This window comes from Pseudomonas matsuisoli, assembly GCF_014647635.1.
Lineage (GTDB): Bacteria > Pseudomonadota > Gammaproteobacteria > Pseudomonadales > Pseudomonadaceae > Pseudomonas_P > Pseudomonas_P matsuisoli.
On the sequence record NZ_BMPO01000012.1, the window covers coordinates 50,463 to 75,293 of the forward strand.

The 24,831-nt window shown below is 61.3% G+C and carries 16 protein-coding genes; 5 read left to right on the forward strand and 11 right to left on the reverse strand.

Annotated features, from left to right (window positions below):
* Positions 1-121: 121 nt before the first annotated feature.
* The 4 genes from IEY47_RS19625 to glnE form a co-directional block, all read right to left on the reverse strand.
* Complete coding sequence (locus IEY47_RS19625; RefSeq protein WP_188985890.1) at positions 122-1,243, reverse strand: glycosyltransferase family 4 protein; 1,122 nt, start codon at positions 1,241-1,243, stop codon at positions 122-124.
* A complete protein-coding gene (waaC, locus tag IEY47_RS19630) occupies positions 1,243-2,244 on the reverse strand; it encodes a lipopolysaccharide heptosyltransferase I (protein WP_188985891.1) in 1,002 nt (333 codons plus the stop codon). The genes IEY47_RS19625 and waaC overlap by 1 nt, the downstream gene beginning before the upstream one ends.
* A complete protein-coding gene (waaF, locus tag IEY47_RS19635; protein ID WP_188985893.1) occupies positions 2,244-3,278 on the reverse strand; it encodes a lipopolysaccharide heptosyltransferase II in 1,035 nt (344 codons plus the stop codon). The genes waaC and waaF overlap by 1 nt, the downstream gene beginning before the upstream one ends.
* A gap of 118 nt (positions 3,279-3,396) precedes the next feature.
* Entirely contained in the window at positions 3,397-6,342 is a 2,946-nt protein-coding gene (gene glnE / locus IEY47_RS19640; protein WP_188985895.1) for a bifunctional [glutamate--ammonia ligase]-adenylyl-L-tyrosine phosphorylase/[glutamate--ammonia-ligase] adenylyltransferase, read from the reverse strand.
* A 443-nt stretch (positions 6,343-6,785) separates the two neighbouring features.
* Here glnE and aceE point away from each other — a divergent pair, with 443 nt between their 5' ends.
* Positions 6,786-9,425 carry a pyruvate dehydrogenase (acetyl-transferring), homodimeric type gene (gene aceE / locus IEY47_RS19645; protein WP_188985995.1) on the forward strand — a complete coding sequence of 880 codons (2,640 nt, stop codon included), beginning with the start codon at positions 6,786-6,788 and terminating at the stop codon, positions 9,423-9,425.
* A 26-nt stretch (positions 9,426-9,451) separates the two neighbouring features.
* The gene (aceF, locus tag IEY47_RS19650; RefSeq protein WP_188985897.1) at positions 9,452-11,482 is read left to right on the forward strand and encodes a dihydrolipoyllysine-residue acetyltransferase; all 2,031 of its coding nucleotides are present in this window, start codon (positions 9,452-9,454) and stop codon (positions 11,480-11,482) included.
* A gap of 251 nt (positions 11,483-11,733) precedes the next feature.
* Here the strand turns inward: aceF and IEY47_RS19655 are convergent, their stop codons facing one another.
* Positions 11,734-12,207: a hypothetical protein gene (locus IEY47_RS19655; RefSeq protein WP_188985996.1), complete on the reverse strand. Its 474-nt coding sequence runs from the start codon at positions 12,205-12,207 to the stop codon at positions 11,734-11,736.
* 397 nt (positions 12,208-12,604) lie between these two features.
* On the opposite strand from IEY47_RS19655, the gene IEY47_RS19660 reads away from it, so the two are divergent.
* Both IEY47_RS19660 and msrA read left to right on the forward strand, forming a co-directional pair.
* Positions 12,605-15,235 carry a putative bifunctional diguanylate cyclase/phosphodiesterase gene (locus IEY47_RS19660; protein ID WP_188985899.1) on the forward strand — a complete coding sequence of 877 codons (2,631 nt, stop codon included), beginning with the start codon at positions 12,605-12,607 and terminating at the stop codon, positions 15,233-15,235.
* Positions 15,236-15,378: 143 nt separating this feature from the next.
* Positions 15,379-16,026, forward strand: coding sequence for a peptide-methionine (S)-S-oxide reductase MsrA (gene msrA / locus IEY47_RS19665; RefSeq protein WP_188985901.1), 648 nt, complete (start codon positions 15,379-15,381; stop codon positions 16,024-16,026).
* A gap of 490 nt (positions 16,027-16,516) precedes the next feature.
* Here msrA and IEY47_RS19670 read toward each other — a convergent pair whose 3' ends face one another.
* The 6 genes from IEY47_RS19670 to IEY47_RS19695 all read right to left on the reverse strand — a co-directional run bounded on the left by IEY47_RS19670 (position 16,517) and on the right by IEY47_RS19695 (position 22,591).
* Positions 16,517-17,956: an efflux transporter outer membrane subunit gene (locus IEY47_RS19670; protein ID WP_188985904.1), complete on the reverse strand. Its 1,440-nt coding sequence runs from the start codon at positions 17,954-17,956 to the stop codon at positions 16,517-16,519.
* Positions 17,953-18,837, reverse strand: a complete 885-nt coding sequence (locus tag IEY47_RS19675) for an efflux RND transporter periplasmic adaptor subunit (RefSeq protein ID WP_188985905.1) — start codon at positions 18,835-18,837, stop codon at positions 17,953-17,955. Before IEY47_RS19675 ends, IEY47_RS19670 begins: the two co-directional genes overlap by 4 nt.
* Positions 18,834-19,043 (reverse strand): DUF1656 domain-containing protein, encoded by a 210-nt coding sequence (locus tag IEY47_RS19680; protein ID WP_188985907.1) that lies wholly within the window; start codon positions 19,041-19,043, stop codon positions 18,834-18,836. Before IEY47_RS19680 ends, IEY47_RS19675 begins: the two co-directional genes overlap by 4 nt.
* A complete protein-coding gene (locus IEY47_RS19685; RefSeq protein ID WP_188985909.1) occupies positions 19,040-21,124 on the reverse strand; it encodes an FUSC family protein in 2,085 nt (694 codons plus the stop codon). Before IEY47_RS19685 ends, IEY47_RS19680 begins: the two co-directional genes overlap by 4 nt.
* Positions 21,125-21,129: 5 nt before the next feature.
* Entirely contained in the window at positions 21,130-21,579 is a 450-nt protein-coding gene (locus tag IEY47_RS19690) for a MarR family winged helix-turn-helix transcriptional regulator (protein WP_188985911.1), read from the reverse strand.
* A 172-nt stretch (positions 21,580-21,751) separates the two neighbouring features.
* Positions 21,752-22,591, reverse strand: a complete 840-nt coding sequence (locus tag IEY47_RS19695) for a 23S rRNA (adenine(2030)-N(6))-methyltransferase RlmJ (protein ID WP_188985913.1) — start codon at positions 22,589-22,591, stop codon at positions 21,752-21,754.
* A 460-nt stretch (positions 22,592-23,051) separates the two neighbouring features.
* Between IEY47_RS19695 and IEY47_RS19700 the strand changes: the two genes are divergently transcribed.
* Positions 23,052-24,794, forward strand: coding sequence for a potassium/proton antiporter (locus IEY47_RS19700; RefSeq protein WP_188985915.1), 1,743 nt, complete (start codon positions 23,052-23,054; stop codon positions 24,792-24,794).
* The last annotated feature ends 37 nt before the right edge of the window (positions 24,795-24,831 follow it).

Consider the following 24,831-nt stretch of genomic DNA (forward strand, 5'->3'; position numbering starts at 1 on the left):
ACCGCTTTCGCGGGCAAGCCCGCTCCTACCGGGGACCGTGTGCGGCGCAACGTTGTAGGCCGGCTTTCCGTAGGGCGGGTGAAACCCGCGATGACGGAACGGTGGCCAGACCGAAATCGGCTCATCCCCGCTCCCCCAAAATCACATCCGCCGCCCGCTGCGGCATGCTGTAAAGGTCGGCGGTGTCAGCAAAGGCAAGGCCGTTGGCGGACCAGCGTTGGCGTGCCTCGTCATCCTGCAGCATCGACGCGAGCCTCTCGTTGAGCGCTTCCTGCTGGAACGGGCTCGGGAGTACGCGCCCTGCGTCTGCATCGGCGATGAAATGCGCGTAACCACACACCTCGGTGACCAACACCGGCAGCCCCGCTACCAGCGCCTCCAGCAGGACCGTCCCTGTATTCTCGTTATAGGCAGGATGTATCAACAGATCGGCCCCCAACAAGAAGCGCGGAATATCACTGCGGCCCTTGAGTATCTGCACGTGGTCAGACAACCCCAGCGCTTTGGTCTGTAGCAGAAACGGTTTCGGATCGTCCTGCCCGATCGCGATCAAACGCGTGCGTCGCTTCAACGCCTTGGGCAAGGCCGCCATCGCCTTGAGCGAGCGATCCAGCCCCTTGGTCTTGAACCCCGACCCAATCTGCACCACCAATCGCTCATCGTCGGCCAGCCCGAACTCGCGCCGAAAATCCGCGCGTATCTCGGCGGCATTCGCGGGCGCACGGCGGTCGGCCGCGATCCCCGGAGGCAACAGGTGGAACCGCTCCGGCGGCGTCCCATAGTGTTTGATGAACAACGGCTGCTGGACCTCCGAAATCATCAAGATCTGCGTCTTCGACTCCGGCGCGAACACCGCGCGCTCGTACTCGGCGAAATGACGGTAACGTCCCCACTTGCGGTACAGCGGATTGCGCAGCGTCTGCGCCTTCTCTTCGAAACAGGCGTCCGCCGCGTAATAGAAATCCAGCCCTGGCATCTTATTGAAGCCGATCACACGATCGACCGGCCGCCGCGCAAGGTCCGCGTCGATCCAGGCGCTTAGCTTCTCGTTGCGATGATGATTGAACAGCGCTTTCACCGGCACCACCACTACCTCGAATCCTGGCGGATGCTCGCCTTCCCAGATAGGGGTATAGACGCGGATCGAATGCCCACGCGCCTGACACTCCAACGCAATGCGCAGGAAGTCTCGCTGTAGCCCACCGAATGGGAAGTACTTGTAAAGGATGAAGGCCAACTGCATCAGGGCGTCTCCGGTTGCAGCAACAGCGCCTCAAGCGCCGTGGCGACACGCTCGGGTGGCATGTCGTCGAAACAAGGTTCGTGCCGGTCTCCCCTTCCGGCATTGGGCCCGCCCGCACACAAGTGGACCTGCGACCGGCCATAGGCACCCACTCTGTCAGGCCGGGTCGGACCGTAGAGTGAAACGGTCGGCACATCCAATGCCGCAGCCAAATGACCAAGCCCGGTATCGACCGCGACACACGCCGTCGCTCCGGCGATCACTTTGGCGACGCCGGCCAGATTCAGTTTAGGCAGGACTAGCGCCAGCGGCAGACCTTCGGCAATACGTTCGGCACGCTGGCGTTCCTCGTCATTGCCCCAAGGCAGACGTATCGCCCAGCCGAGGCTGCTCATGTGCACGGCCAGCTCGCGCCAGTTCGCCTCCGGCCAATGCTTGCTCGGCCAGGTCGTACCATGCAAAAACAAGAGGTACGGCGCCTGCCCTGGGTCGGCGAGCAGCATGCGATCGAGCCCGTAATCGCCGATCTGATCCGGCACGGAATAATGCAACGCTTGGGCAAACAGCTGCCGCGTGCGCTCCAGGGCATGCTGGTCGCGTGATACCGGATACCGGCGATCGTAGAAATGACACGCCAATGGTTCACGCGCTGACGCCTTATCCAGCCCCGCCACGGGAGCTTTGGCGTAACGCGTTAAAACCGCACTCTTGAACAAGCCTTGCGCATCGATCACCAGGTCATAGCGGGCGTTACGCACACGCCCGGTAAAACGCCGCCACTCACCGCTGCGCAAGGCGTCCAGGGGATGCTTGCGCCAGCGCCTGATCGCGACCGGGATGACATCCATGACCGCAGGATGCCACGCGGGAATTTCCGCGAAGCCCTCCTCCACGACCCAGTCGAAACGAATATTCGGAATCGCACGTGCCGCGTCCGTCAACGCTGGCAGCGTATGCACGACGTCGCCCAGCGACGAGGTTTTCACCAGCAGGACGTGCATCAATGCACCTCGACCGCATGGGGCAAAAGTCTACCCAAGGCATCGGTGACCTGGCGCGGCTCGAGTTGACGCAGGCAATTGTAATGCCCGAAACGGCAGGTCCGATCGAAACAGGGGCTGCAGTCCAAGCCCAGCCGGACGGTTTCCACACGATCCGCCAGGGGCGGCGTAAAACCGGGTGATGTCGAGCCATACACGGCCACGAGCGGACGATTCAGCGCAGCAGCGACATGCATCAAGCCCGAATCATTGGCCACGACAGCCTCCGCGCAGGACAGCAGGTCGATGGCTTGCGCGAGCGATGTTTGCCCGGCCAAGTTGGTGACTTCTTCGCGCAAGCCGGGAATGAGACGGGAAGCGATATCCTCGCCCACGGGATGGTCGTTCTTCGAACCGAAGATCCACACTTGCCACCCTTCACGGATATAGGCCTCGGCTACACGGGCGTAGTGTTCGGCGGGCCATTTCTTCGCTTCACCGAATTCGGCGCCTGGGCACAGCGCAAGCACGGGACGATCCAGCGCCAGCGAGAAGGCTTCGAGCGCGGCCGTGCGGCTCGCTTCGTCGATACGCAACGACGGTTTGGGATAAGGCTGCGAGAGCGGTGTGCCAGCGGGTTGCCCCAGTGCCATGAAGCGCTCAATCATCAGCGGGTAGCGCGCCTTGTCGAGTTTGCGCATGTCATTAAGCAAGCCCACGCGCATCTCGCCGCGCCAGCCCGTCCGCTTCGGGATACCGGCGAAGAAAGGCACCAACGCGGATTTCAATGAGTTTGGCAACACGATCGATTGTTGGTAACGCCCGCGCAGCTCACGGCCGATGCGGCGACGTGTGGCAAGGTCCAGTACGCCGTGCCCTAAGGGAAAGCTCAATGCCTCACGCACTTCCGGCATGCGCTCCAGAATCGGACGACTCCACTCCGGCGCAAGTACATCGATCTGGCAGTGGGGATGGCGCTGCTTCAGTACGCTGAACAAGGTTTGCGCCATCACCATGTCGCCGACCCAACTCGGCCCAACGATCAGCACATTCATTCGGGCATCCCCACGCGGACCCATGCCACCGGTCGTAGGCGACTCAACACGCGGCCACGCGCCCTGCAAGAACGAGCTTAGGCATTACGGCAGACTCCTCAATCAGGTTCAAGCGGGCTCAGGTCAGCCCGAGTTCGCGCCAGATGCGCACGACTCCGCGGCGTTCTTCATGGAACATATCGCCCGATACCACGCCTGGTTGCTTCTGCAACGCTTGTCGGTGCAGCGCGGAACGATAGGCCTTATAGGCCTCCTGCAGCAGGTGGACATCTTCCGCACGGAAGCGGCCAGTTCGGCCAAGCTCGTCGAGAATGCGGATATTGTCGGTGAAACGCAGTAACTCCGGGGACTGGTGCGACCAGGCCAGGGCCGCGTATTGCACCATAAATTCGATATCGACGATACCTCCCGCATCTTGCTTGAGATCGAACTCGGCGGTCGCATCGAAGGCTTTTGGGTCGGTGCCGGCAGCCGTCGTGCGCGTGCCGAGGTTGTCCCGCATCTTTGCGCGCATCTCGCTGACTTCCTGTTGCAGATGCGCTTGATCGCGGACGCTGCTCAAAACGGCCGCGCGGACCTTCTCGAACATCGCCGTTACGCGCGGGCAGCCCACCAGCACACGCGCCCGCACCAGCGCCTGGTGCTCCCAAGTCCAGGCGTCCTGCTGCTGATAACGCTCGTAGGAGGCTGCCGAACTGACGAGCAGCCCAGCAGCGCCCGATGGACGCAGGCGCATGTCGACCTCGTAGAGCTGTCCGGACACCGTCTGCGCAGTGAGCAGGTGAATGATGCGCTGCCCAAGCCGGGTGAAAAACTGCGCCCCGTCGATCGGCCGCGCGCCATCGGTCTCCGCCTGCGGATCGCCATCGTGGATGAACACGAGATCCAAGTCGGAACCGTGCCCAAGCTCGATGCCACCCACTTTTCCGTAGCCGACAATGATGAAGTCGAGCTCGCACACGCTGCCATCGGCGCGCTTGGGTGCACCATAGCGGGCGGTGACTTGCCGCCACGCCAAGGCGAGGACCTGCTGCAGGATGGCTTCGGCCAACCAGGTGAGATAGTCGCTCACCTTCATCAACGGCAAGGTGCCGGCGATTTCCGAGGCGGCCACGCGAAGCCCATGCGCCAGTTTGAAGTGACGCAACGCTTCCATCTGCTGCTCGAGGTCGTCTTCGGGAATGCGCACGAGCCGCTCGTGCAACTCGGCCGCCAATTCAGGCGCCATGGGCGGGCTGAACAAACGGCCTTCATTGAGCAGCTCGTCCAGCAGAATCGGGAAGCGCGCTATTTCCGAGGCGATCCACGGGCTCGCCGCGCAGAGGGTGATCAGCCTTTGCAAGGCATCCGGATTTTCGGTCAGCAGCACCAGATACGCGGAGCGTCGAACGACCGCATCCACCAGCGGCAGCAGGCGCTCGATGACGCGATCAGGGGCTTCATGTTCCAGCGCGGCGGCAAGCAATCGCGGCATGAACGCATCCAGACGCTCACGCCCGATGCGCTGCATCGCGCGGACATTGGCGCCCTCCCGGAGTCGCGCCAGCTTCTGCATCACCTCATCGGGCTCGGCGAAACCTGCGTCCCCTAGCTGACTACTGGCCACGTCGGCATCCAGAGCGTCGTCCCAGACTGCCGCCCATTCGGCACCGGGGGCGACTTCTGGCAACTCGCCGTCTTCCTCGTCCGGATCAGCAATCACCTGCTGGAAATGCCAATCGACCCGCTCGCGCCATTGCTGCAGACGCTCATGAAACGCAGACCAGTTCGCGAACCCCATGATGAACGCCACGCGTGCGCGCGTTGCTTCGTCGGTCGGCAACATCTGGGTTTGCCGATCATCGATTGCCTGCAAAGCGTGCTCGGTGTAACGCAGGAATATGTACGCATCGCGCAGCTCTGCGACGACAGCTCCGGGCAGATACCCCTGGCCTTCGAGTGTTTCGAGCACGCGCAACAGGGGGCGCTGCTGCAAGCTCAAATCGCGGCCGCCATGAATCAACTGAAATGCCTGCGCGATGAATTCGACCTCGCGAATGCCACCGGCCCCCAGCTTGATGTTCTCGTCCATGCCCTTACGGCGAACTTCGGTCTGGATGAGCTGCTTCATGGTGCGCAGGGCATCGATCGCCGAGAAATCCAGGTAGCGCCGATAGACGAAGGGCCGCAGCATATCCAGCAGCTGCTTGCCGGCTGCGCTATCCCCCCCGACCACCCGCGCCTTGATCATCGCGTAGCGCTCCCAATCGCGGCCCTGATCCTGGTAGTACTGCTCCAGCGCATTGAAGCTGTACACCAACGGACCGGAAGACCCGTAGGGCCGCAGGCGCATGTCGGTGCGAAAAACGAATCCATCCACCGTGGTGGCATCCAGCGCACGAATGAGTTTTTGCCCGATCCGCGTGAAGAATTCCTGGTTGTCGAGCGGTCGGCGCACACCTTCGGTTTCACCGCCTTCGGGATAGCCGAAAATAAGGTCGATGTCCGAGGACAGATTCAACTCCCCCGCGCCGAGCTTCCCCATGCCCAACACGACCATCGATTGCGGCTGCCCGCCATGGCGCCCGATCGGCGTGCCCATCTGCGTGCAACCAGCGCGATAAAGCCACTGATAGGCCAAGTCGATGCACGCATCTGCCAACTCGGAAAGGTCACGACACGTCTCCGCAAGGTCGGCCTGGCGACTGATATCACGCCAGATGATGCGGACTTGCTGACGATTGCGGAAACGGCGCAACCGCTGCATCAGGTCATCTTCGGAGGTGCAGTCCTGAAGGCGTTCGGCCAAGGCCTGCCGCAGTGCGCCCTTGCCCAAGCCCGCGTCCAGATCGCCCGAAGCGGCGAGCTCGAAAAATGCATGAGTGTCCCGTTCCGCCTGCTCGAGGACGAAATCGCTGGCGGCACAAACCCGCACGAACATCTCCACCCGGGCGGGCGGCCATTGCGCAGGCGATAGCGCGTCAGCGCCACTCCATTCGCGGGACAGCGTTTCCAGCGCAGCGCGGGCACGCGCCTGGGACGACGACAAGTCAGCGGGGAGTTCGATCGAATCGGGGAGGTTCATGGTCTATCCTGAGGCGGCAAACGTCGTGGGTGACAACATAAAAGCAGGTCTCTTCGTAAGAAGACCGTGAACAGGCTCCATGACCGTACGTACTGTTTCACACGCCTTGGGCAGCCCCTTTGAGCGAGAAGCGCGGCGCATCAGATGGTGCGGCTTCCGATATCTTTCTACTGTCATCCATAACGGCTTCAATGGAACGCCATCCACGGTGGCAGGCGGTGTCTTCTAGCCTTAAACGGCCTGAGAAAGCCCTTGCTGAACGCGTTCTTCGCAATGTCGCTTCAGCTTACGGAAGGGCTGAATTCAGCGACAGGATGTAGTAAAACTACAAAAAGTCGGTACTATCCGCCGGCTGCATATCCAAGAATTAAGCCGCGCTTGTTCATAAGACAGGCGCGAACATGGCAATCGATTCTGGTTGCCTTTCCGCCCTGGAGCAAGCCATGCAAGATCTCGATCCAATCGAAACCCAGGAATGGCTGGACGCGCTGGAGTCCGTCCTAGACCGAGAAGGTGAAGAGCGCGCTCATTACCTGATGACCCGCCTGGGTGAGCTCGCCACCCGCAGCGGCACGCCGCTTCCCTACTCGATCACCACGCCTTACCGCAATACGATTCCCGTTACCAAAGAAGCACGCATGCCTGGCGACCTGTTCATGGAACGCCGCATTCGCTCGCTGGTGCGCTGGAACGCATTGGCGATGGTCATGCGCGCCAACATGCAGGACCCAGACCTGGGCGGCCACATCTCGACGTTTGCGTCGTCTGCCACGCTCTACGATATTGGCTTCAACTATTTCTGGAAGGCACCGACCGAAGAACACGGCGGCGACCTGATCTATTACCAGGGCCACGCCTCGCCGGGCATCTATTCCCGCGCGTTCCTTGAGGGCCGCATCTCCGAAGACCAGATGCTGAACTTCCGCCAGGAAGTAGACGGCAAGGGCCTGTCTTCGTACCCCCACCCGCACCTGATGCCCGACTTCTGGCAGTTCCCGACCGTGTCCATGGGCTTGGGCCCGATCACGGCGATCTACCAGGCGCGCTTCATGAAGTACCTGGAAAACCGCGGTTTCATCAAAGGCGGTCAAAAGGTCTGGTGCTTCATCGGCGACGGCGAGTGCGACGAGCCGGAAACCCTGGGCGCAATCTCACTGGCTGGCCGTGAGAACCTGGACAACCTGATCTTCGTCATCAACTGCAACCTGCAGCGCCTCGACGGCCCGGTTCGCGGCAACGGCAAGATCATCCAGGAGCTCGAAGGCGTCTTCGGTGGTGCCAACTGGAATGTCACCAAGGTCCTCTGGGGCCGCATGTGGGATCCGCTGTTCGCAGAAGACGAAGACGGTCGCATGCAGCGTCGCATGGACGAAGTCATCGACGGTGAATACCAGAACTACAAGGCCAAGAACGGCGCGTACGTCCGTAAGCACTTCTTCGGCGCCGACCCTGAGCTGCTCAAGCGTGTCGAGAAGCTGTCCGACGACGAGATCTTCAATCTCAACCGCGGCGGCCACGATCCGTACAAGGTCTATGCCGCGTACCACCAGGCGGTCAACCACAAGGGCCAGCCCACCGTCATCCTCGCCAAGACCATCAAGGGTTACGGCACGGGTGCGGGCGAAGCCAAGAACACCGCGCACAACACCAAGAAGGTCGATGTCGAGTCGCTGAAGAAATTCCGCGATCGTTTCGACATTCCGTTGAACGACTCGCAGCTCAGCGAACTGCCGTTCTACCGCCCTGCCGAAGACAGCGCGGAAATGAAGTACCTGAACAAGTGCCGCGATGCACTCGGCGGTCACCTGCCACAGCGCCGCGCCACCAGTGTCAGCATTCCGACCCCACCGCTGGAAACCCTCAAAGCCGTTCTGGATGGTTCGGGTGATCGCGAGATCTCCACGACCATGGCGTTCGGCCGCATCCTGTCCCAGATGGTCAAGGACAAGGAACTGGGCAAGCGCATCGTCCCGATCCTCGCCGACGAAGCCCGTACCTTCGGTATGGAAGGCATGTTCCGCCAGCTCGGTATCTACTCCCCGCACGGCCAGCTCTACGAGCCGGTCGACCGTGATCAGGTGATGTACTACCGCGAAGAGAAAGACGGCCAGATCCTGCAGGAAGGCCTGAACGAAGCGGGCGCGTTCTCCTCGTTCATCGCCGCCGGTACCGCTTACAGCCAGTACAACCAGCCCATGCTGCCGGTCTACATCTTCTATTCGATGTTCGGCTTCCAGCGTATTGGCGACTTGGCCTGGGCGGCGGGCGATGCCCAGACCCGTGGCTTCCTGCTGGGCGGCACCTCCGGCCGCACCACACTGAACGGCGAAGGCTTGCAGCACGAGGACGGCCATAGCCACATCCTCGCCAGCACCATCCCGAACTGCCGCAGCTACGATCCGACCTACGCGTACGAGCTGGCTGTGATCATGGACCACGGCACCCGTCAGATGATGGAGAAGCAGGAAAGCGTCTACTACTACATCACCGTGATGAACGAGAACTACCAGCAGCCGGCCATGCCGGAAGGCGTGGAAGACGGCATCATTAAGGGCATGTACCTGCTGGAAGAAGCCAAGGGCGACTTCAAGCACAAGGTCCAGCTGATGGGTTGCGGCACCATCCTGCGTGAAGTCCGCGCTGCGGTCGAACTGCTGGCAGAGTTTGGCGTTGGTGCGGACATCTGGAGCGTCACCAGCTTCAACGAACTGCGCCGCGAAGGTCTGGCCGTAGATCGCTGGAACCGCTTGCACCCCGCAGACGAGCCGCGCAAGACGTACGTCCAGCAGTGCCTGGAAGGTCGCGACGGTCCGGTCATCGCCTCTACCGACTACATGAAGCTGTTCGCGGATCAGATTCGTCAGTGGGTTCCAACCGAGTACCAGGTTCTGGGCACCGACGGCTTCGGCCGCAGCGACAGCCGCAAGAAACTGCGTGACTTCTTCGAAGTCGATCGTCGCTGGGTCGCCCTGGCCGCGCTGCAAGCTCTGGCCAACCAGGGCAAGCTCGAGCGCAAGGTGCTGGCCGAGGCTATCGCCAAGTTCGGTATCGACCCTGAGAAACGCAATCCGCTGGATTGCTGAGCGCGGACTGCGAAGGAGAATTTATTGTGAGTGAGACCATTCACGTACCGGACATTGGCAGCGAAGGCGAAGTCATCGAAGTCCTGGTCAAGGTCGGTGACACCATCGAAGCCGAGCAGAGCCTGGTAACGCTGGAATCCGACAAGGCGAGCATGGAGATCCCTGCGCCGAAGGCCGGCAAGATCACCAAGCTCCACGTCAAGATCGGCGATACGCTGAAAACCGGCGATCTGCTGCTCGACCTCGAAGTCGAGGGCGGTGCGGACGAAGGTGATGCCAAGGCGGAAAAAACCGAGGCGTCGGACAGCAAAGCCTCCGAAGCGCCGGAAGAAGCCGAGGCGCCTAGCGCTGATGGCGGAGACTCCGACAGCGATGCGTCCGACGGTGATGACGCCAGCGGCGAGCCGCAGGAAGTCAAAGTCCCGGACATCGGCACTAGCGGCAAGGCCAGCATTATCGAGATCGCGGTGAAAGCCGGCGACACGATCGAAGCCGAGCAGACGCTGATCACGCTTGAGTCCGACAAGGCCAGCATGGAGATTCCTTCACCTGCTGCTGGCGTAGTCGAGAGCGTGTCGGTGAACATCGGTGACGAAGTCGGCACCGGCGACCTGATTCTTGTGCTCAAGGGCGCAGGCGCGGGCAAATCCAAGCCGAAGCAGTCCGCCAGTGCGCCTGCCAAGCAGGAGCAGCCCAAGGAACGCCTGGAAGAAACCGCTGCTGAAGAGCCGGCAGGCGAATCCAGCGAAGAGGTGAAGGTCCCGGACATCGGCACCACTGGCGGCGCCAACGTCATCGAGGTTTCGGTGAAAGTCGGCGATACCGTCGAGGCGGAACAGTCGCTGATCACGCTGGAGTCGGATAAAGCCAGCATGGAAATCCCGTCGCCAAAAGCCGGCGTTGTGGAAAGCATTTCCATCAAAGTTGGCGACGAAGCCAAGACGGGCGACCTGATCCTCGTGCTCAAGGTTGCCGGCAGCAAGCCTGCGGCGAAGCAAGCCGCTTCCAAGCCTGCTGAATCGTCGTCGAAAGCCGATACCGCGACGCCTGAGCAGAACAAAGCCGCGAATGTCCAGGGCACCGGCCAAGCGTCGGCCAAGGAAGCACCTGCCGCTGGCGCTCCGAGCCGTGATGGCAAGAAGGTCCATGCCGGCCCAGCCGTGCGCATGACCGCGCGTGAGTTTGGCGTCGACCTGGCAGATATCGCTGGCACGGGCCCGAAAGGACGGATTCTCAAGGAAGACGTGCAGGCCTATGTGAAGTCGATGATGCAGAAGGCCAAGCAGGCTCCGGCCGGCGCAGCTGGCGCGACGGGTGGCGCGGGCATTCCGCCGATCCCAACGATCGACTTCAGCAAGTTCGGTGAAGTCGAAGAAGTGCCGATGACGCGCCTCATGCAGGTCGGCGCTGCCAACTTGCATCGCAGCTGGCTGAACGTGCCTCACGTGACCCAGTTCGAATCGGCGGACATCACCGACCTCGAAGCCTTCCGCGTTGCGCAGAAAGCCGTTGCCGAGAAGGCGGGCGTCAAGCTGACCGTGCTGCCGCTGCTGCTCAAAGCGTCGGCGCACATGCTCAAAGAGCTGCCGGACTTCAACAGTTCGCTGGCGCCGAGCGGCAAGGCGATCATCCGCAAGAAGTACGTGAACATCGGCTTCGCCGTGGACACGCCGGATGGCCTGCTGGTCCCTGTGATCAAGAACGTCGACCAGAAGAACTTGCTTCAACTTGCAGCCGAAGCGGCGGAACTCGCCGACAAGGCGCGCAAGAAGAAGCTGTCTTCAGACGACATGCAGGGTGCCTGCTTCACGATCTCCAGCCTCGGTCACATTGGCGGCACCGGCTTCACGCCGATCGTCAACGCGCCGGAAGTGGCGATCCTGGGTGTATCCAAGGCCAGCATGCAGCCGGTGTGGGATGGCAAGGCCTTCCAGCCGCGCCTGATGCTGCCGCTGTCGCTGTCCTACGATCACCGAGTGATCAACGGCGCCGCCGCCGCGCGCTTCACCAAGCGCCTGTCGGAGCTGCTAGCGGACATCCGCACGATCCTGCTGTAAGGCAACGAGCGATGAGAAATGCCCGCTTCGGCGGGCATTTTTTATGGGCGGGATTTATCGGAAAAATTAGCTCCCTGTCGGAGCCCACCGGGCTGCGGTCAGCTTGTGGGCGATCGTGTCCGCTCAGTCTAAACCGTGCTTTCGGTTAGATCTGGATCGCCCACAAGTGGGCTCCTACAGCTATCCGCCGGACCTGCGAGCATCGCCTCCAATGTTGTAGGAGCCAGCCGCCGTCACGATCACAACCTGACCTAGCCCCGCTGAACATTGCGTATCAGCAGGCTCAATGCCTTGGCGAGCTGATCAGCGCCGTCCTGGTCGCGGAGAATGACGAGGATCGGCTCGCGGCCGCCGGGCTCGGAGAAGGTGCAGGATATCCCGGACGACGGGCATTCATAGTGAACGAAAGGATCGACGCCAAATAGCGAGATACGGCGGTTACGGACGGAAAGATCCACGCCACCCTCGGAGCGCGTCTCCTCACGCACGAGCAATTCGCCAGGAGCGCCTAGTGTCACCTCGTAACGAAAGTCGCGCGGCGTTGGCTGGCCGACCTGATACCCCGCCTTGAGCATGTACGCCGCGAGTAGCGCATTGGTATGCGCCAGCAGCGCCGCACGCTCATCGTTTACCAGGTACAGCGTTTTCAATCCGTCTAGGTACCGCGCTTGCTCAGGGCTACTCAACGCTTGTTCTTGCGCGCGGCAAAGCCCGCTTAGTGCCATGGCCGCAACGCATGCTAGGGGCATTGCAAGACGATTCCGATCACTGAATTTCAACATGCGCCATCTCCATAAGCGGCCAGTGGAAAGCGCGAGCATACGTCAGGCCACGCGCAGATCAGCGAGACCGTACTACTCTTTTTGTGATGCAGCGCTCAGCGTTCGAATGGCTCTTCACGCATTTTCGGTTTTTGCACCACACAGAGCTCGGACCTGCAAATGCACCAGCCAAACGCACGGCGCCGGGACGAAAATAGGCGTGCGTTTCCGATTAGTGGAAACATTTGTAAGGCAAACTGCCATCCTTCTGCTTGTCAGTGTCTATCGCAATGATGCAACCTGCGGTGGAAGGCTTGGCGAACCGCCGTAATTGGCTTTGAACAATGGTGCAATGTGTCCGATGAAAACCCATCTTGATACCGCGCAACGCGCGGCAGCCGAGGTGCTGCAGCTTCCTGTGCCCTCGCGGCTCGGGATGCTGCGTTTCGAACGCATTAACGAGCCGGCTTGGGCACTGCTGTTCATCGATCCCGCGAGCGAGCGCCTTCTAGGCGTTCCGGCCGCCGATCTTTGCTCTTTGTTGGACGCGCCCTTCGCCAGCTTGATGGCGCCGCAGACGCGCTATCGACTGCACGACGAAATTCAACAGCAGTTGGCCGAACACAACCGCTACACCGTTCAGTACCTTTGCCACACCCCCTGTGGGACGCGCCGCTTGATCGAAACGGGCGAAGTGACTCAACAGCATGGCCGCGCCCTGCTGCACGGCTACATGGTGGTATCGCCCGAGCCTGACGTGAGTCGGGATAGCGTCGACCTGCACAGCTGTACATCGCCGCCGCCGAGCCAGCGGACCGAAACGCATCAAAAGCTCATCCTCACCCTGGCGCGACAGCGCTACGAATCCGAAGACCCGTCGCTGGAAGCGGCCGAGCTAATCGCTCGCTCCGCAGCCGATATCTATGAGACGAGCCGCTCCAGCATCTGGCGCCTCGTGGGCGATACGCTCGTACCGGTCTACTGCTACAACCGCGAGCAAAATGCGGCAGAGCAGCTCGACCCGATCGACCTGAAGCATTTTCCAGCCTATCTCCAGACGCTCAACAGCGACCGCGCCATCGCTGCTTCGGCGGCGCACCTCGACGCGCGCACCGCGGAGCTCGTGAAGCTTTGGGCACCCGAGGGCACGCCCTCCGCCCTACTCGACGCGGGCATCCGAATCGATGGGCAGATCGTCGGGGTACTGTGCCTTGAGGAGTCCAACCGAACCCGCGATTGGCAGCCAGACGAAATCGCGTTCGCAGGCGAACTTGCAGACCAATACGCCCAGGTGATGGCGAACCAGGAACGGCGCAGTGCCACGAATGCGCTCTTTCTATTCCAGCGCGCGGTAGAACAGAGCGTCAGCGCCTTCCTGCTGGTGGATCGCGACGGGTACATCGAGTACGTCAACCCCAGCTTCATGCACATCACGCAATATGCAGCAGAGGATGTGAAGGGCCGCCGCCTGTCCGAATTGCCGGCCCTAGAAAACCTCAGCGAACTCATCAGCGACGCGCAATCGGTACTGGTGGACCATAACGGGTGGCAAGGGGAATTTCGCAGCCGCCGCAAGAATCTGGAGCCTTATTGGGGGCAGCTGTCGCTGTCGAAGGTCTTCGGCGAAAGCGGTGAGCTGACGCATTACATCGGCATCTACGAAGACATCACCGAAGCCAAACTGGCCCAACAGCGGATCGAAAAGCTGGCCTATACGGACAACCTCACAGGTATCGGCAACCGACCCTTTTTCATCCGTAGCCTCGAAGAGCGATTCGAGCAGGGCGATAGCCAACCGCGAAGCCTGCTGCTCGTGGATATCGATAACTTCAAACGCATCAACGACAGTCTCGGGCACCAGACTGGCGACAAGCTGCTGTTCAGCCTCGCGCGGCGTCTGCGCGACGTCTTGAACACCGGCGACATCTTGGCGCGCTTCGCCAGTAACGAGTTCGCCCTGCTAATCGACAACGCCGACCTCGAAAGCGGTCGCCTGCTCGCGCAAAAGGTCCTGTACACGCTCGACAAGCCATTGTTCGTTGACGGCCAGCTCATCAACATCACGGGGTCGGTGGGCGTTGCCTGTACCCCCGACCACGGAACCGACCCGCAAACCGTGTTGAAACACGCGGGTCTTGCGCTGCACAAAGCCAAAGCCAATGGCAAACATCAGTTGCAGGTCTTCACCGAAGCATTGAATGCCGAAGCGAGTTACAAGCTGTTCCTGGAGAACAATCTGCGGCGTGCGCTGGACCAGAACGAGCTCGAAGTGTTCTACCAACCCAAGCTTTGCCTACGCAGCGGCCGTTTGTTGGGACTGGAGGCCCTGCTACGGTGGAATCACCCAGAGCGCGGCATGATCCGTCCGGACCAGTTCATCAGCGTCGCCGAAGAGACCGGCTTGATCGTCCCTATCGGCAAATGGGTCATCCGTGAGGCCTGCCGCATGAGCCGCCAAATGCAGGCAGCCGGCCTTGGGCGTATTCAGGTCGCGATCAACCTGTCACCGAAGCAATTTTCCGACGCGGATTTGGTGGATTCGATTTCCAGCATCCTCGACGAGGAGCAGCACGAAGCCGAGCTGCTGGAACTGGAGCTGACCGAAAGCCTGCTGCTCGATGCCACCGATGACACCCGCCAACAGCTCAACCGCTTGAAGAGTCTCGGCTTGACCCTGGCCATGGATGACTTCGGCACGGGTTACTCGTCGCTGAGCTATTTGAAGAAATTTCCCATCGACGTGATCAAGATCGATCGCACCTTCGTCAAGGACATCCCTGACAACCAGGACGACATGGAGATCACCTCCGCTGTGATTGCCATGGCCCACAATCTCAAGCTGCGCGTCGTGGCCGAAGGCATCGAGACCAGCGAACAGCTCGCCTTCCTACGGCGGCAACATTGCGACATCGGCCAGGGTTACCTGTTCGACAAACCGATTTCGCCGCTCGAGCTGCTCACCAGCCTGCGCCGCTACCCCCGCCGCGGTTGAGGCAAGCCTTTCTCACCGCATGACCGTACACCGCCTGCGGTGTACCCTCTGCCCTGGAGGGTGTCTTACCTGTTAGGGTCGGCTACATGCACCCGCAACGTTGCACACCTGCGCGTCTTCGCGCCCTTATCGACGGAGCTCCTATGGTCTTGCGCTCGCAAATTCTCGCTCACAAGCTCGAACTGCCTACAGCTGAACAGGCCCTACCGGGACGCGCTATCCCACTCGCGATACCGGATGCCCATTACGTCAACGGCAACCCGCTCAAGCCGCCGTTTCCGGAGCACTTGCAGGTCGCAATCTTCGCGATGGGCTGTTTCTGGGGCGCCGAGCGCCGCTTCTGGCAGCAGCTCGGTGTGTGGACGACCGCAGTGGGCTATGCAGGTGGCTTCACGCCGAATCCGACCTACGAAGAAACCTGCTCCGGCCTGACCGGGCACACCGAAGCGGTGCTCGTGGTGTTCGATCCACAGGTCACGTCCTACGAGGCGTTGTTGAAGGTGTTCTGGGAAGCGCATAACCCGACCCAAGGTATGCGCCAGGGCAATGACACCGGCACCCAATACCGGTCGGCAATCTACTGGCTGGATGAGAGCCAGCGCGATGCGGTCATTGCTAGCCAGCAAGCGTTTCAGTCCGAGCTGAACAGGGCCGGGCTTGGCGAGATCACGACCGAGATTGCCGAAGCGCCGACGTTTTATTACGCCGAGGCTTATCACCAGCAGTATTTGGCGAAGAATCCCAATGGGTATTGTGGGCTGGGTGGAACGGGAGTTTGTTTACCGGGGTGAATTCCCCTTACCTATTTCAGCGCGCCAAACAACAAACTGTGTGGAAGAGACAACGGTCTTGTAGGAGCGGGCTTGCCCGCGAAAGCGATGAAGAATTCAGCAGAAATTTTCGGAAGAACCCTGTTCTCCCGCGTGTCGTAGGCGGTGTGATAACTCCGCATTGGAGGGGCGTGATCTCGAGACCACCTCCAAAGAATTAACGAGTCGCCTATTCGCTGAGGTTTCGCCCCTCACGGGCGACTCACTTTTGCCAGTCGCGGCTACGCGCCCCGGACAAAAGTAAGCAAAAACGCTTGCCCCCTCATCCGGCCCTGCGCTGCGCTACGGGTTCGTTCATTCCATCGTCGTTTCAGAGGCACGTCGCGAAGGGCCATCCATGGCCCATCGCGCCTCTCGCTGCATCCATGCCGCTCAACCTCTGAAACGACGATTCCATTCACCCTTCTCAAGGGGCAGGCAGCGTCACCTCTAGACCGCGAGCATTCTGTAGCTACTGCTGTTCCCACCCTCCTCCTAACGCCAAAAACAAATTCACCTGACTCACCGCCACCTGCGTTTCCGCCGCAGCCAGCTGCGCATGAATATCCGTCAACGCGCGCGTCGCTTCCAAATCCGCGACGAACGATTCACGCCCAGCCTGATAAAACTCCCGAGTTTGCTGAGCAGCCTTTTCCGCTGACTGAGCCGCATCCGCCAGCGCATCACGGCGCTGCAGGGAGGCGTCGTATTGCGACAAACTCGTTTGCGCTTCGCGTACGGCATTGAGCACAACACCGTCGAAGTGAGCGAGGGCCGCCTGGCTCGACGCCTCGGCTTGGGCGATTCGTGCACGAGCGCCGTTGGCGGGTACGGTCCAGCTGATAAGTGGGCCAAATCCCCAGCGCCGAGTGGCTGGCTTGCCGATGTTGTCGACGATACCCACCGCGCCCACGGTCGCGCCGATACTGATGTCCGGATACAACTCACCCGTGGCAACACCGATCCGGGCGGTCGCGGCCGCGAGCTGGCGCTCAGCCTGGCGAATATCGGGCCGACGCTTGAGTAGTTCGGCTCCGTCACCCACCGGCAGCGGTTGTGTGATTTTTGGCAGCGTCGAGCATTGGTCGATGCCCGCAGGCAACTGATCGACAGGGACCGCCAACAGCATCGCCAGGCGATAAAGGCCGGTCTGACGCTCGGCCTCGTAACGCGGAAGGTCGGCGCGCAGCGATTTGAATTGCGTCTGTGAGCGGATGACCGCCGTCTCATTGCCCCGCCCGGCTTCCCGTAATCGACGAGTCAGATCAAGACTCTGCTGCTGAAGGTCCAGCGCATTCTCAGCGATGTGTAGCTCCTCGTTCGCCGCACACACCTGCACGTAAGACCGCGCAACGTCAGCCGCGATGGTAATGCGTGAGAGATCTGCCGCCGCCTGGGCCGCATCAGCCGTCGCCTCGGCCGACTCAACACCCCGTTCCAGTACGCCGAACAGATCGAACTGATACGAAGTGCTGACGCTGAGATCCGCAACATTCGCCACTGGCACCTTGTCAGTCAGCAAGAAGGCTTCCCCGGACTCCTGGAGACGCTGCCCCCCGGCCTTCGCACTATGAGTGAAGCCACCGGCATCGCGCGCTTCGTCGACTCCAGCGCGAGATCTAGCGAGATTCGCTGCCGCCACCCGCAGATCGGCGTTGGAAGCCAAAGCACGTGCGATCAGGTCATCCAGCTGAGGATCGCGGTACAGCTGCCACCAATTGGACGGCATAGGCGCAGAGACCACATTTCCGCTCCCACCCGAAAGATTGCCCTGCAAATCGGCACGCTGCACGGCCGCCCCTTCAGGCAGATGGTAATCAGGACCGACCGTCTGGCAGGCCGTGAGGAATAACGACAGGGATACCGCCAACAAGCCTTGGCTGCGACGACTCAAATGCGATCGTCGCGTCATTGCGCGTCCTCATGCTGCGCGTCGATTAGCGAAACCGTCGCCGTACGACCGGCGATCATGCGGAAGTCCTCGGGAACCTCGTCGAAGGCGATACGTACCGGGATCCGCTGCGCCAGACGCACCCAGCTGAAAGCGGGGTTCACGTTCGGTAGCAGGTTCGAGCTGCTGCTGCGATCCCGATCTTCGATGGCAGCGACGATGCTTTCGACATGACCGCGCAATTGCGCGTCGTCCCCCATCACGCGGATATCGACGGCTTGGCCCAGGCTGATGCCTGGTAACCGGGTCTCCTCGAAATAGCCATCGATGTGAAATGACTCGCCATCCACCACCGACAAGATAGGTCGCCCAGCCGTTACGAACTCGCCGGCTCGCGGCGCCCTATCGTTCACATAACCGTCTACCGGACTACGCACGACCGAACGTTCCAGGTTCAATTTCGCCGTATCGACCGCCACCTTCGCTTCGGCCAATGCCGATTGCGCACGTGCCTCGCGAGACACGCTTTCCTCGAGGATTTCCGCTGCCACCAGATTGCCGAGCTTGCGATTCCGCTGCGCTTCACGATGTGCCTGGGCATAGGTTTCCTGACGATCCGCCTGGCTTGCTTCCGCCTGGCGCAAGGCAAGCGCGAAACGCGCCTGGTCGATGGTGAACAGCACATCGCCACGGTGGACGGTCGCGTTGTCGTGAACATCGACTTTCTCGATCAGGCCGGACACATCCGGTGCGATCTGGATCACGTCCGCCCGGATATGCCCGTCCCGCGTCCAGGGCGCGAACATGTAGTAGACGACCATCCGCCAGATGAATACGACAGCGAATGCCACCATCAAGCACGTCAGGATGACGCGCCCCAGGGTCAGTACAGGTTTTTTCATTGCATCAGACTTCGGCAGAGAAAATCGACAGCGCAGAGCAGTACGGCATACAGCGCCACATTGAACAGCGCCCGGTGCCACACCAGGCGGTAAAAATGCAGATGGATCAGCAAACGGTTGAGTGGCAGGTAAAGCACGTACGTCGCGATCATCAGCACCAACAGCATCGGGAGGTAAACGCCCGCAATATCCACATCACCCATCACAACGGTGCTCCATCGATACCATAGGGGACCTCTTCAGCGTCTTCGCGGGGCGAGACCGCCTCGGTGCCAGGCATCAAGGCCAGGCGCAAGCCACTCAGCGCATGCAGGACATGCAGCGCGGCGTCTTCACCGGGCTCGCCCTGCTCCACAGCAAGACCGCGCCCGGCGCGACCCAGCGTGTTCAACAACGCGTCGGGCGGTACCAATCGCTCACCTGCGGCAACGCAACGGCGGAAATGCGCGCCGACCGCTTCGATCACCTCACGGATCTCATGCTGTGTGCCCGGCGAAAGCCGTGGCAGATAGGCCAAAAGATCGAGTAGGTTCAGCGCCACCCGCAGCTCGCGTAACGCCACGCTGCCGTCTTGCCCGGTCTGCGCAAGGCGCGGCAAGAGCTGCATTAGGCGATCGAGCATGCGGACCCCCATGCGGCGGTGCGCTGCCAACGTCGAGCGCTCACCCAAACTGGCAATGTCGCGCCAGGTCGAATGGGTCAAGCGCTTGGCGGCGAGCTCAGCGCCAAAGGGTCGCGCGATGAGCGTCCAGATGAACGCGAAGAGCAGGCCGACAGGCCCGGCCAGGTTGGCATTCGCAAAGCCTATGAAGTCGGCGTCATACGTCTGCTGGACACTGATGAATGAGGCCGTATTCACCAAGGTGAGCAATGTCGGAAGAAAGAACTTGGGCTGAGCGGTGAGCGTGCCGATGCAGATCCAAGGGACAGCGAACGCTAGCACCAGCATCGGGAAGTCGCTCAGCATCGGCAGCACCCAGAACAGGTAGACGCCCGCCAGAATCACCGACACCGCGGTCCAGAAAAAGAACCGGTAGATCTGCGGCGCGGGGTCATCCATGGCGGCGAAGAAGCTGCAGGCAACGGCCGCGAGAATCACTGCACTGGCGCCATCCGTCCACCCCAGCAGGATCCAGCCCGCGGAAGCGATGCATATCGCAACGCTCGTGGACGCGGCGGAATACAGCATCAGCCCACGGTCGAAATACGGCGACAAGCGCCGCAGTCGCCAATGCCGATACACCGCTCTCCACGGCAACGTACCACCGGCTAATAGGGAAGCGCGCAGACTCAAGCAGTCCTGCCAGAGATCGATCCATTCGCCCAGGCGATAAAGCGCATTGGCCCGTAACGCCAAGCGTGAATCCGACAGCGCGGCTGGACCTGGTTCGACACGTTTTACCGCCAGCCATAACGCATCCCACGAACCATCCGCCTCATCGAGCGGCGCATTCACCCACGCGCGGGCCTGATCCAATACGGGCTGAATGAGACGGAGCTGTTCCGGCGCCCGGCGTTCGAGCGCGGTCAATGCATCATCCAGAGCGTCAGCCGTTGGCATCAGGTGGATCATCCGCCCACGTAATTCCTGCGCGTAACGCACCGAGTGGGTGTGCGCGCCTTCATGAGGAAGCTGCCCGACCATCGGCTCAAGCGATGCGAACGTGCCGACCATCGATCCGCGCAGCGCGCCGATGGAGGCCGGGTCCGCTTCGCGCGCCAGACATCCATCGAGGTAACGGCTGGCGTCCTTGAACCAGGTGTCCGCCGCATTGATAAGAGCCGGCTCCAACCGACGCGGCCAGAAAAGGCTCCCGACCACGGCGGCGCAGACGATGCCCAGGAGGATTTCCAAGGTTCGCGAATACGCGACATCGAACACGGTTTCGGGGTGGTTCACCGTGGGTAGCGCGATCAGAGGCAGGGTGTATCCCGCCAGCATCAGCACATAGCTGTTCGCGGTGCGCAGTTGCAGTGACATGAACAGCATTGTGCCCGTCCAAAGCGCGACCGCGATGCTGAGCAGTTCGGGCGTCTGGCTGAACAGGGGCACGAGAAACACCGCGGCCGACGCGCCGAGCAGCGTACCGATGGCCCGATAAAGCGCCTTCGAACTGGTCGGTCCCACAAAGGGGCTGGCCACGATATAGACCGTCGCCATCGCCCAATACGGTCGTGGTAACTGCATCAGCAATGCGATGTACAGCGCGAGCATGGACGCGGCGAACGTACGCACGCCGAAGAACCAGTCACGTCCAGGCGGAAAGCCGTCGAGAAATCCTTTCAAGCCGGCTACCCCTGCGTCCCCGGCTCGAACAGCCGCAGCACACGCAGCGTGGCTTCCAGATCCGCCTTGGAGACGCCCGCCAGCACCTGGCGGCGCAATTCCACAAGACGCAGCTCAAGCGTGTCGGCCAGCGCTCGTCCGGTGTCGGTCAGGCTCAACGACTTGGCGCGTCGATCCAATGGATCTTCGCTACGACACACGTAGCCATTGGCGCAAAGCTGATCCAGCAAACGGACGAGTGACGGTCCTTCGATGCCAGCGGCTTGGGCCACGGTGACCTGACGCACACCATCGCCAAGCCGTCCAATGACCAACAAGGGAGCGGCGCAGGCTTCGGAGATGCCGTGATTCATCAAGGCGGATTGGCACAGGCGCTTCCAGTTGCGGCTCGAGGACAACAGCAAGCCGGTAATCTGAAACTGCACTTGCGCCAGCTCATCCAATTGCAAGGACATAAATAGTTCGCTAGCTATTGATTAATGCACGTTAGTTTATGTCCATATGTTTCGGCGTCAAGGTGGTTGCGACGACCGTCGTTCGGAATCGGCGCATTGGTGATCGATTTCCGGCCAGCGAGATCAGACCGTAAGGTGGGTTAGCCCGTTAAGGCGACGCAACTGCATTCGCTTACGCCTCGGCAATCAGCCAATCGAGTTGCCAGCTGCCTTCGCCCTGCGCAAAAGTCTGCGCCAACCACGGCAACAGGCGCCGCAGCTCGTCTTCCAGCCCCCACGGGGGATTACTGATTGCCAGGCCCGAGCCGTTGAGGCCTTCCGGGTTATCAGGCGAACGCACCATTAACTCGGCGCGCAGCAGCTTCGGTGCATTGCTTCGCGACAAGCCTTGGTAGAACCGCTTCAGTTGCCGTGGATTCTTGATCGGATACCACACAACCACGACCGCCTGGCGCATCCGGCCGATGCTTTCCTCGAGCGCGGTGACACACCGCTCCAGCTCATCGACCTGCTCGAAGGGCGGATCGATGAGCATCAGCAGCCGTTTCTCACGCGTCGGTAGCAGCGCCCGTGGCACCTGCCAGCCCTCGCCGAGATGAACGGCCACGCGGTCGTCGTGCCCCATGTTGTCTTTCAAGGCCGGCCCATCCGCCGGATGTTTCTCGTTCAGTTGCAACCGATCCTGAGGGCGCGTCAGGCACCTCGCGATCTCAGGCGAGCCGGGATAGAACCGCAACGCGCCGTCTGGATTCATTTCACGTACGGCCTCGAGATAGCCCGACAGCTCCGCGGGCGCCTGCTCTGCTTGCCACAGCCGCCCGATACCCTCACGCCACTCATCCGTGCGGCTGGCCTCGCTCCCTAGCAGGTCATACAGCCCAATGCCCGCATGCGTGTCGACATAGGCCAAGGGCGATTCCTTTCGCGACATCAACGCAATTAGCCGAGACAGCACCAGGTGCTTGAGCACATCGGCGTGGTTGCCTGCGTGAAAGGCGTGGCGGTAATTCATGAAGGCTCCGGAAAATCGGTGATCGGATGGATGAGGGGCGGCACATGCTCTGCCCGCGCGCGGGGGGAATGGCTTAGTACGCAGGGTGCGCAGTTTAGCGAGTTTCGCCCTCTGGACGCAGGGTGAAATGCAACCGTGCCACCGCATCATCCGCCGGTACCGCTTTTGTAGGCGCGGTCTTTTAGCCACCGCCGTCGCAACAGATGACGCACCGCTCGCAGGGATTCTGCTCTGTGGCTTTTAATCTCAAACCGGCGACCGACTGTTCCATCGCTATCGCGAGCATGGCTCGCTCCCACAGGAGAGTCGGCGAGTGGTGGTAGGTCACCGCGAGATTGCCCAGCACGCTAGAGAATCTTGTATGCATGCTCATCTTCGGACCCGGCCACGCTATGATCCTCACTCGCAACGCCTTGAAAACTCTCGGCAAGCGGTCATTCCAAGTCATGCGGAGCGATGCGTGGACGCCACGACTATCAACAGCCTGTTCCTGATTGCTGCCATTCTCGTTGGCGCGAGCATTCTGGTGAGTTCGGTCTCATCCCGGCTGGGCATTCCGATTCTGGTGATCATCTTGATGGTGGGCATGGTCGCGGGTATCGACGGGCCGGGCCATATCGCGTTCACCAACTACCCCCTCGCCTACCTGGTCGGCAACCTTGCACTCGCCATCATCCTACTCGACGGCGGGATGCGCACGCGGGTGTCGAGCTTCCGTGTCGCGCTGGGGCCGGCGCTGTCCATGGCCACGGTGGGTGTACTGATCACTACGGGGCTGACTGGCATTGCCGCCGCCTGGCTGTTCGACCTCAGCCTGATGCAGGGGCTACTGATCGGCGCGATTGTCGGCTCAACCGATGCCGCCGCGGTGTTCTCGCTGCTCGGCGGGAAAGGTTTGAACGAGCGGGTGAATGCCACGCTAGAGATCGAATCCGGCAGCAACGATCCCATGGCGGTGTTCCTGACGGTGACGCTGATCGACATGATCGCCACCGACCGCGGCGATTTCAGTCTTTCCTTCGTCTGGCACCTGCTTAGCGAATTTGGCATCGGCGCGCTCCTGGGCCTGGGCGCGGGTTACCTGATGCTGCGACTGGTGAATGGCATCAAGCTCGCGACCGGCCTTTATCCGCTGCTGGTCGTCAGCGGCGGACTGCTTACGTTCGCCCTTACCAACGCGGTCCACGGCAGCGGCATCCTCGCGGTCTATCTGTGTGGACTGGTAATGGGCAACAAGCCCATTCGATCCAAGCACGGCATTCTGCACATGCTGGACGGCATGGCGTGGCTGGCACAGATCGGCATGTTCCTCGTGCTTGGCTTGCTGGTCACCCCACACGACCTGCTGCCGATCGCGTTGCCGGCACTCGCGTTGGCCTTGTGGATGATCCTGTTCGCGCGACCGCTTTCGGTGTTCGTCGGCTTGCTGCCCTTCCGCGCGTTCCACGACCGGGAAAAAATCTTCATCGCCTGGGTCGGCCTGCGCGGGGCCGTTCCGATCATCTTGGCGGTGTTCCCGATGATGGCCGGGCTCGAACATTCACAGCTGTTCTTCAACGTCGCGTTCTTCATCGTGCTGGTGTCGCTATTGCTGCAAGGCACCAGCTTGCCGATCGCCGCGCGACTGCTGAAGGTCACAGTACCTCCCGATCCTGCGCCCTTCTCCCGAGCCGGGCTCGAAGTTCACCCGACCAGCGAGTGGGAGCTGTTCACCTACCGACTCGGCGAGGAAAAGTGGTGCATCGGTGCGCCGCTCCGCGATCTCAACATGCCCGCAGGTACGCGTATCGCGGCGATGTTCAGAGGCCACGAGCTGCTTCATCCGTCGGGCAGCACACGCCTCGCGGCGGGGGACATTCTGTGCGTCATCGGCCACGAACACGACCTTCCCGCGCTCGGCAAACTGTTTAGCCAAGCACCAAAACGGGGGCAGGATTTGCGCTTCTTCGGTGATTTCGTTCTGGAAGCGGATGCGGAACTGAGTGCGATCGCCGCACTCTATGGGCTCAAGCTTGGCGACGTCGATGGCACCCAGCAGCTCGGACGCTTCATCGTGCAGCGCGTCGGTGGCCAACCGGTTGTCGGTGATCAGGTCGAATGGAACGGCCTCACCTGGACGGTCGCCCTGATGGAAGCGGATCAGGTTCGCAAGATTGGGGTGAAATTCCCGGAAGGCGAACGCCCGCTCGGCTTTTTCCACTGACCCGTAGCCCGCTGATAGCGTCGCTGCGCCCACTCCT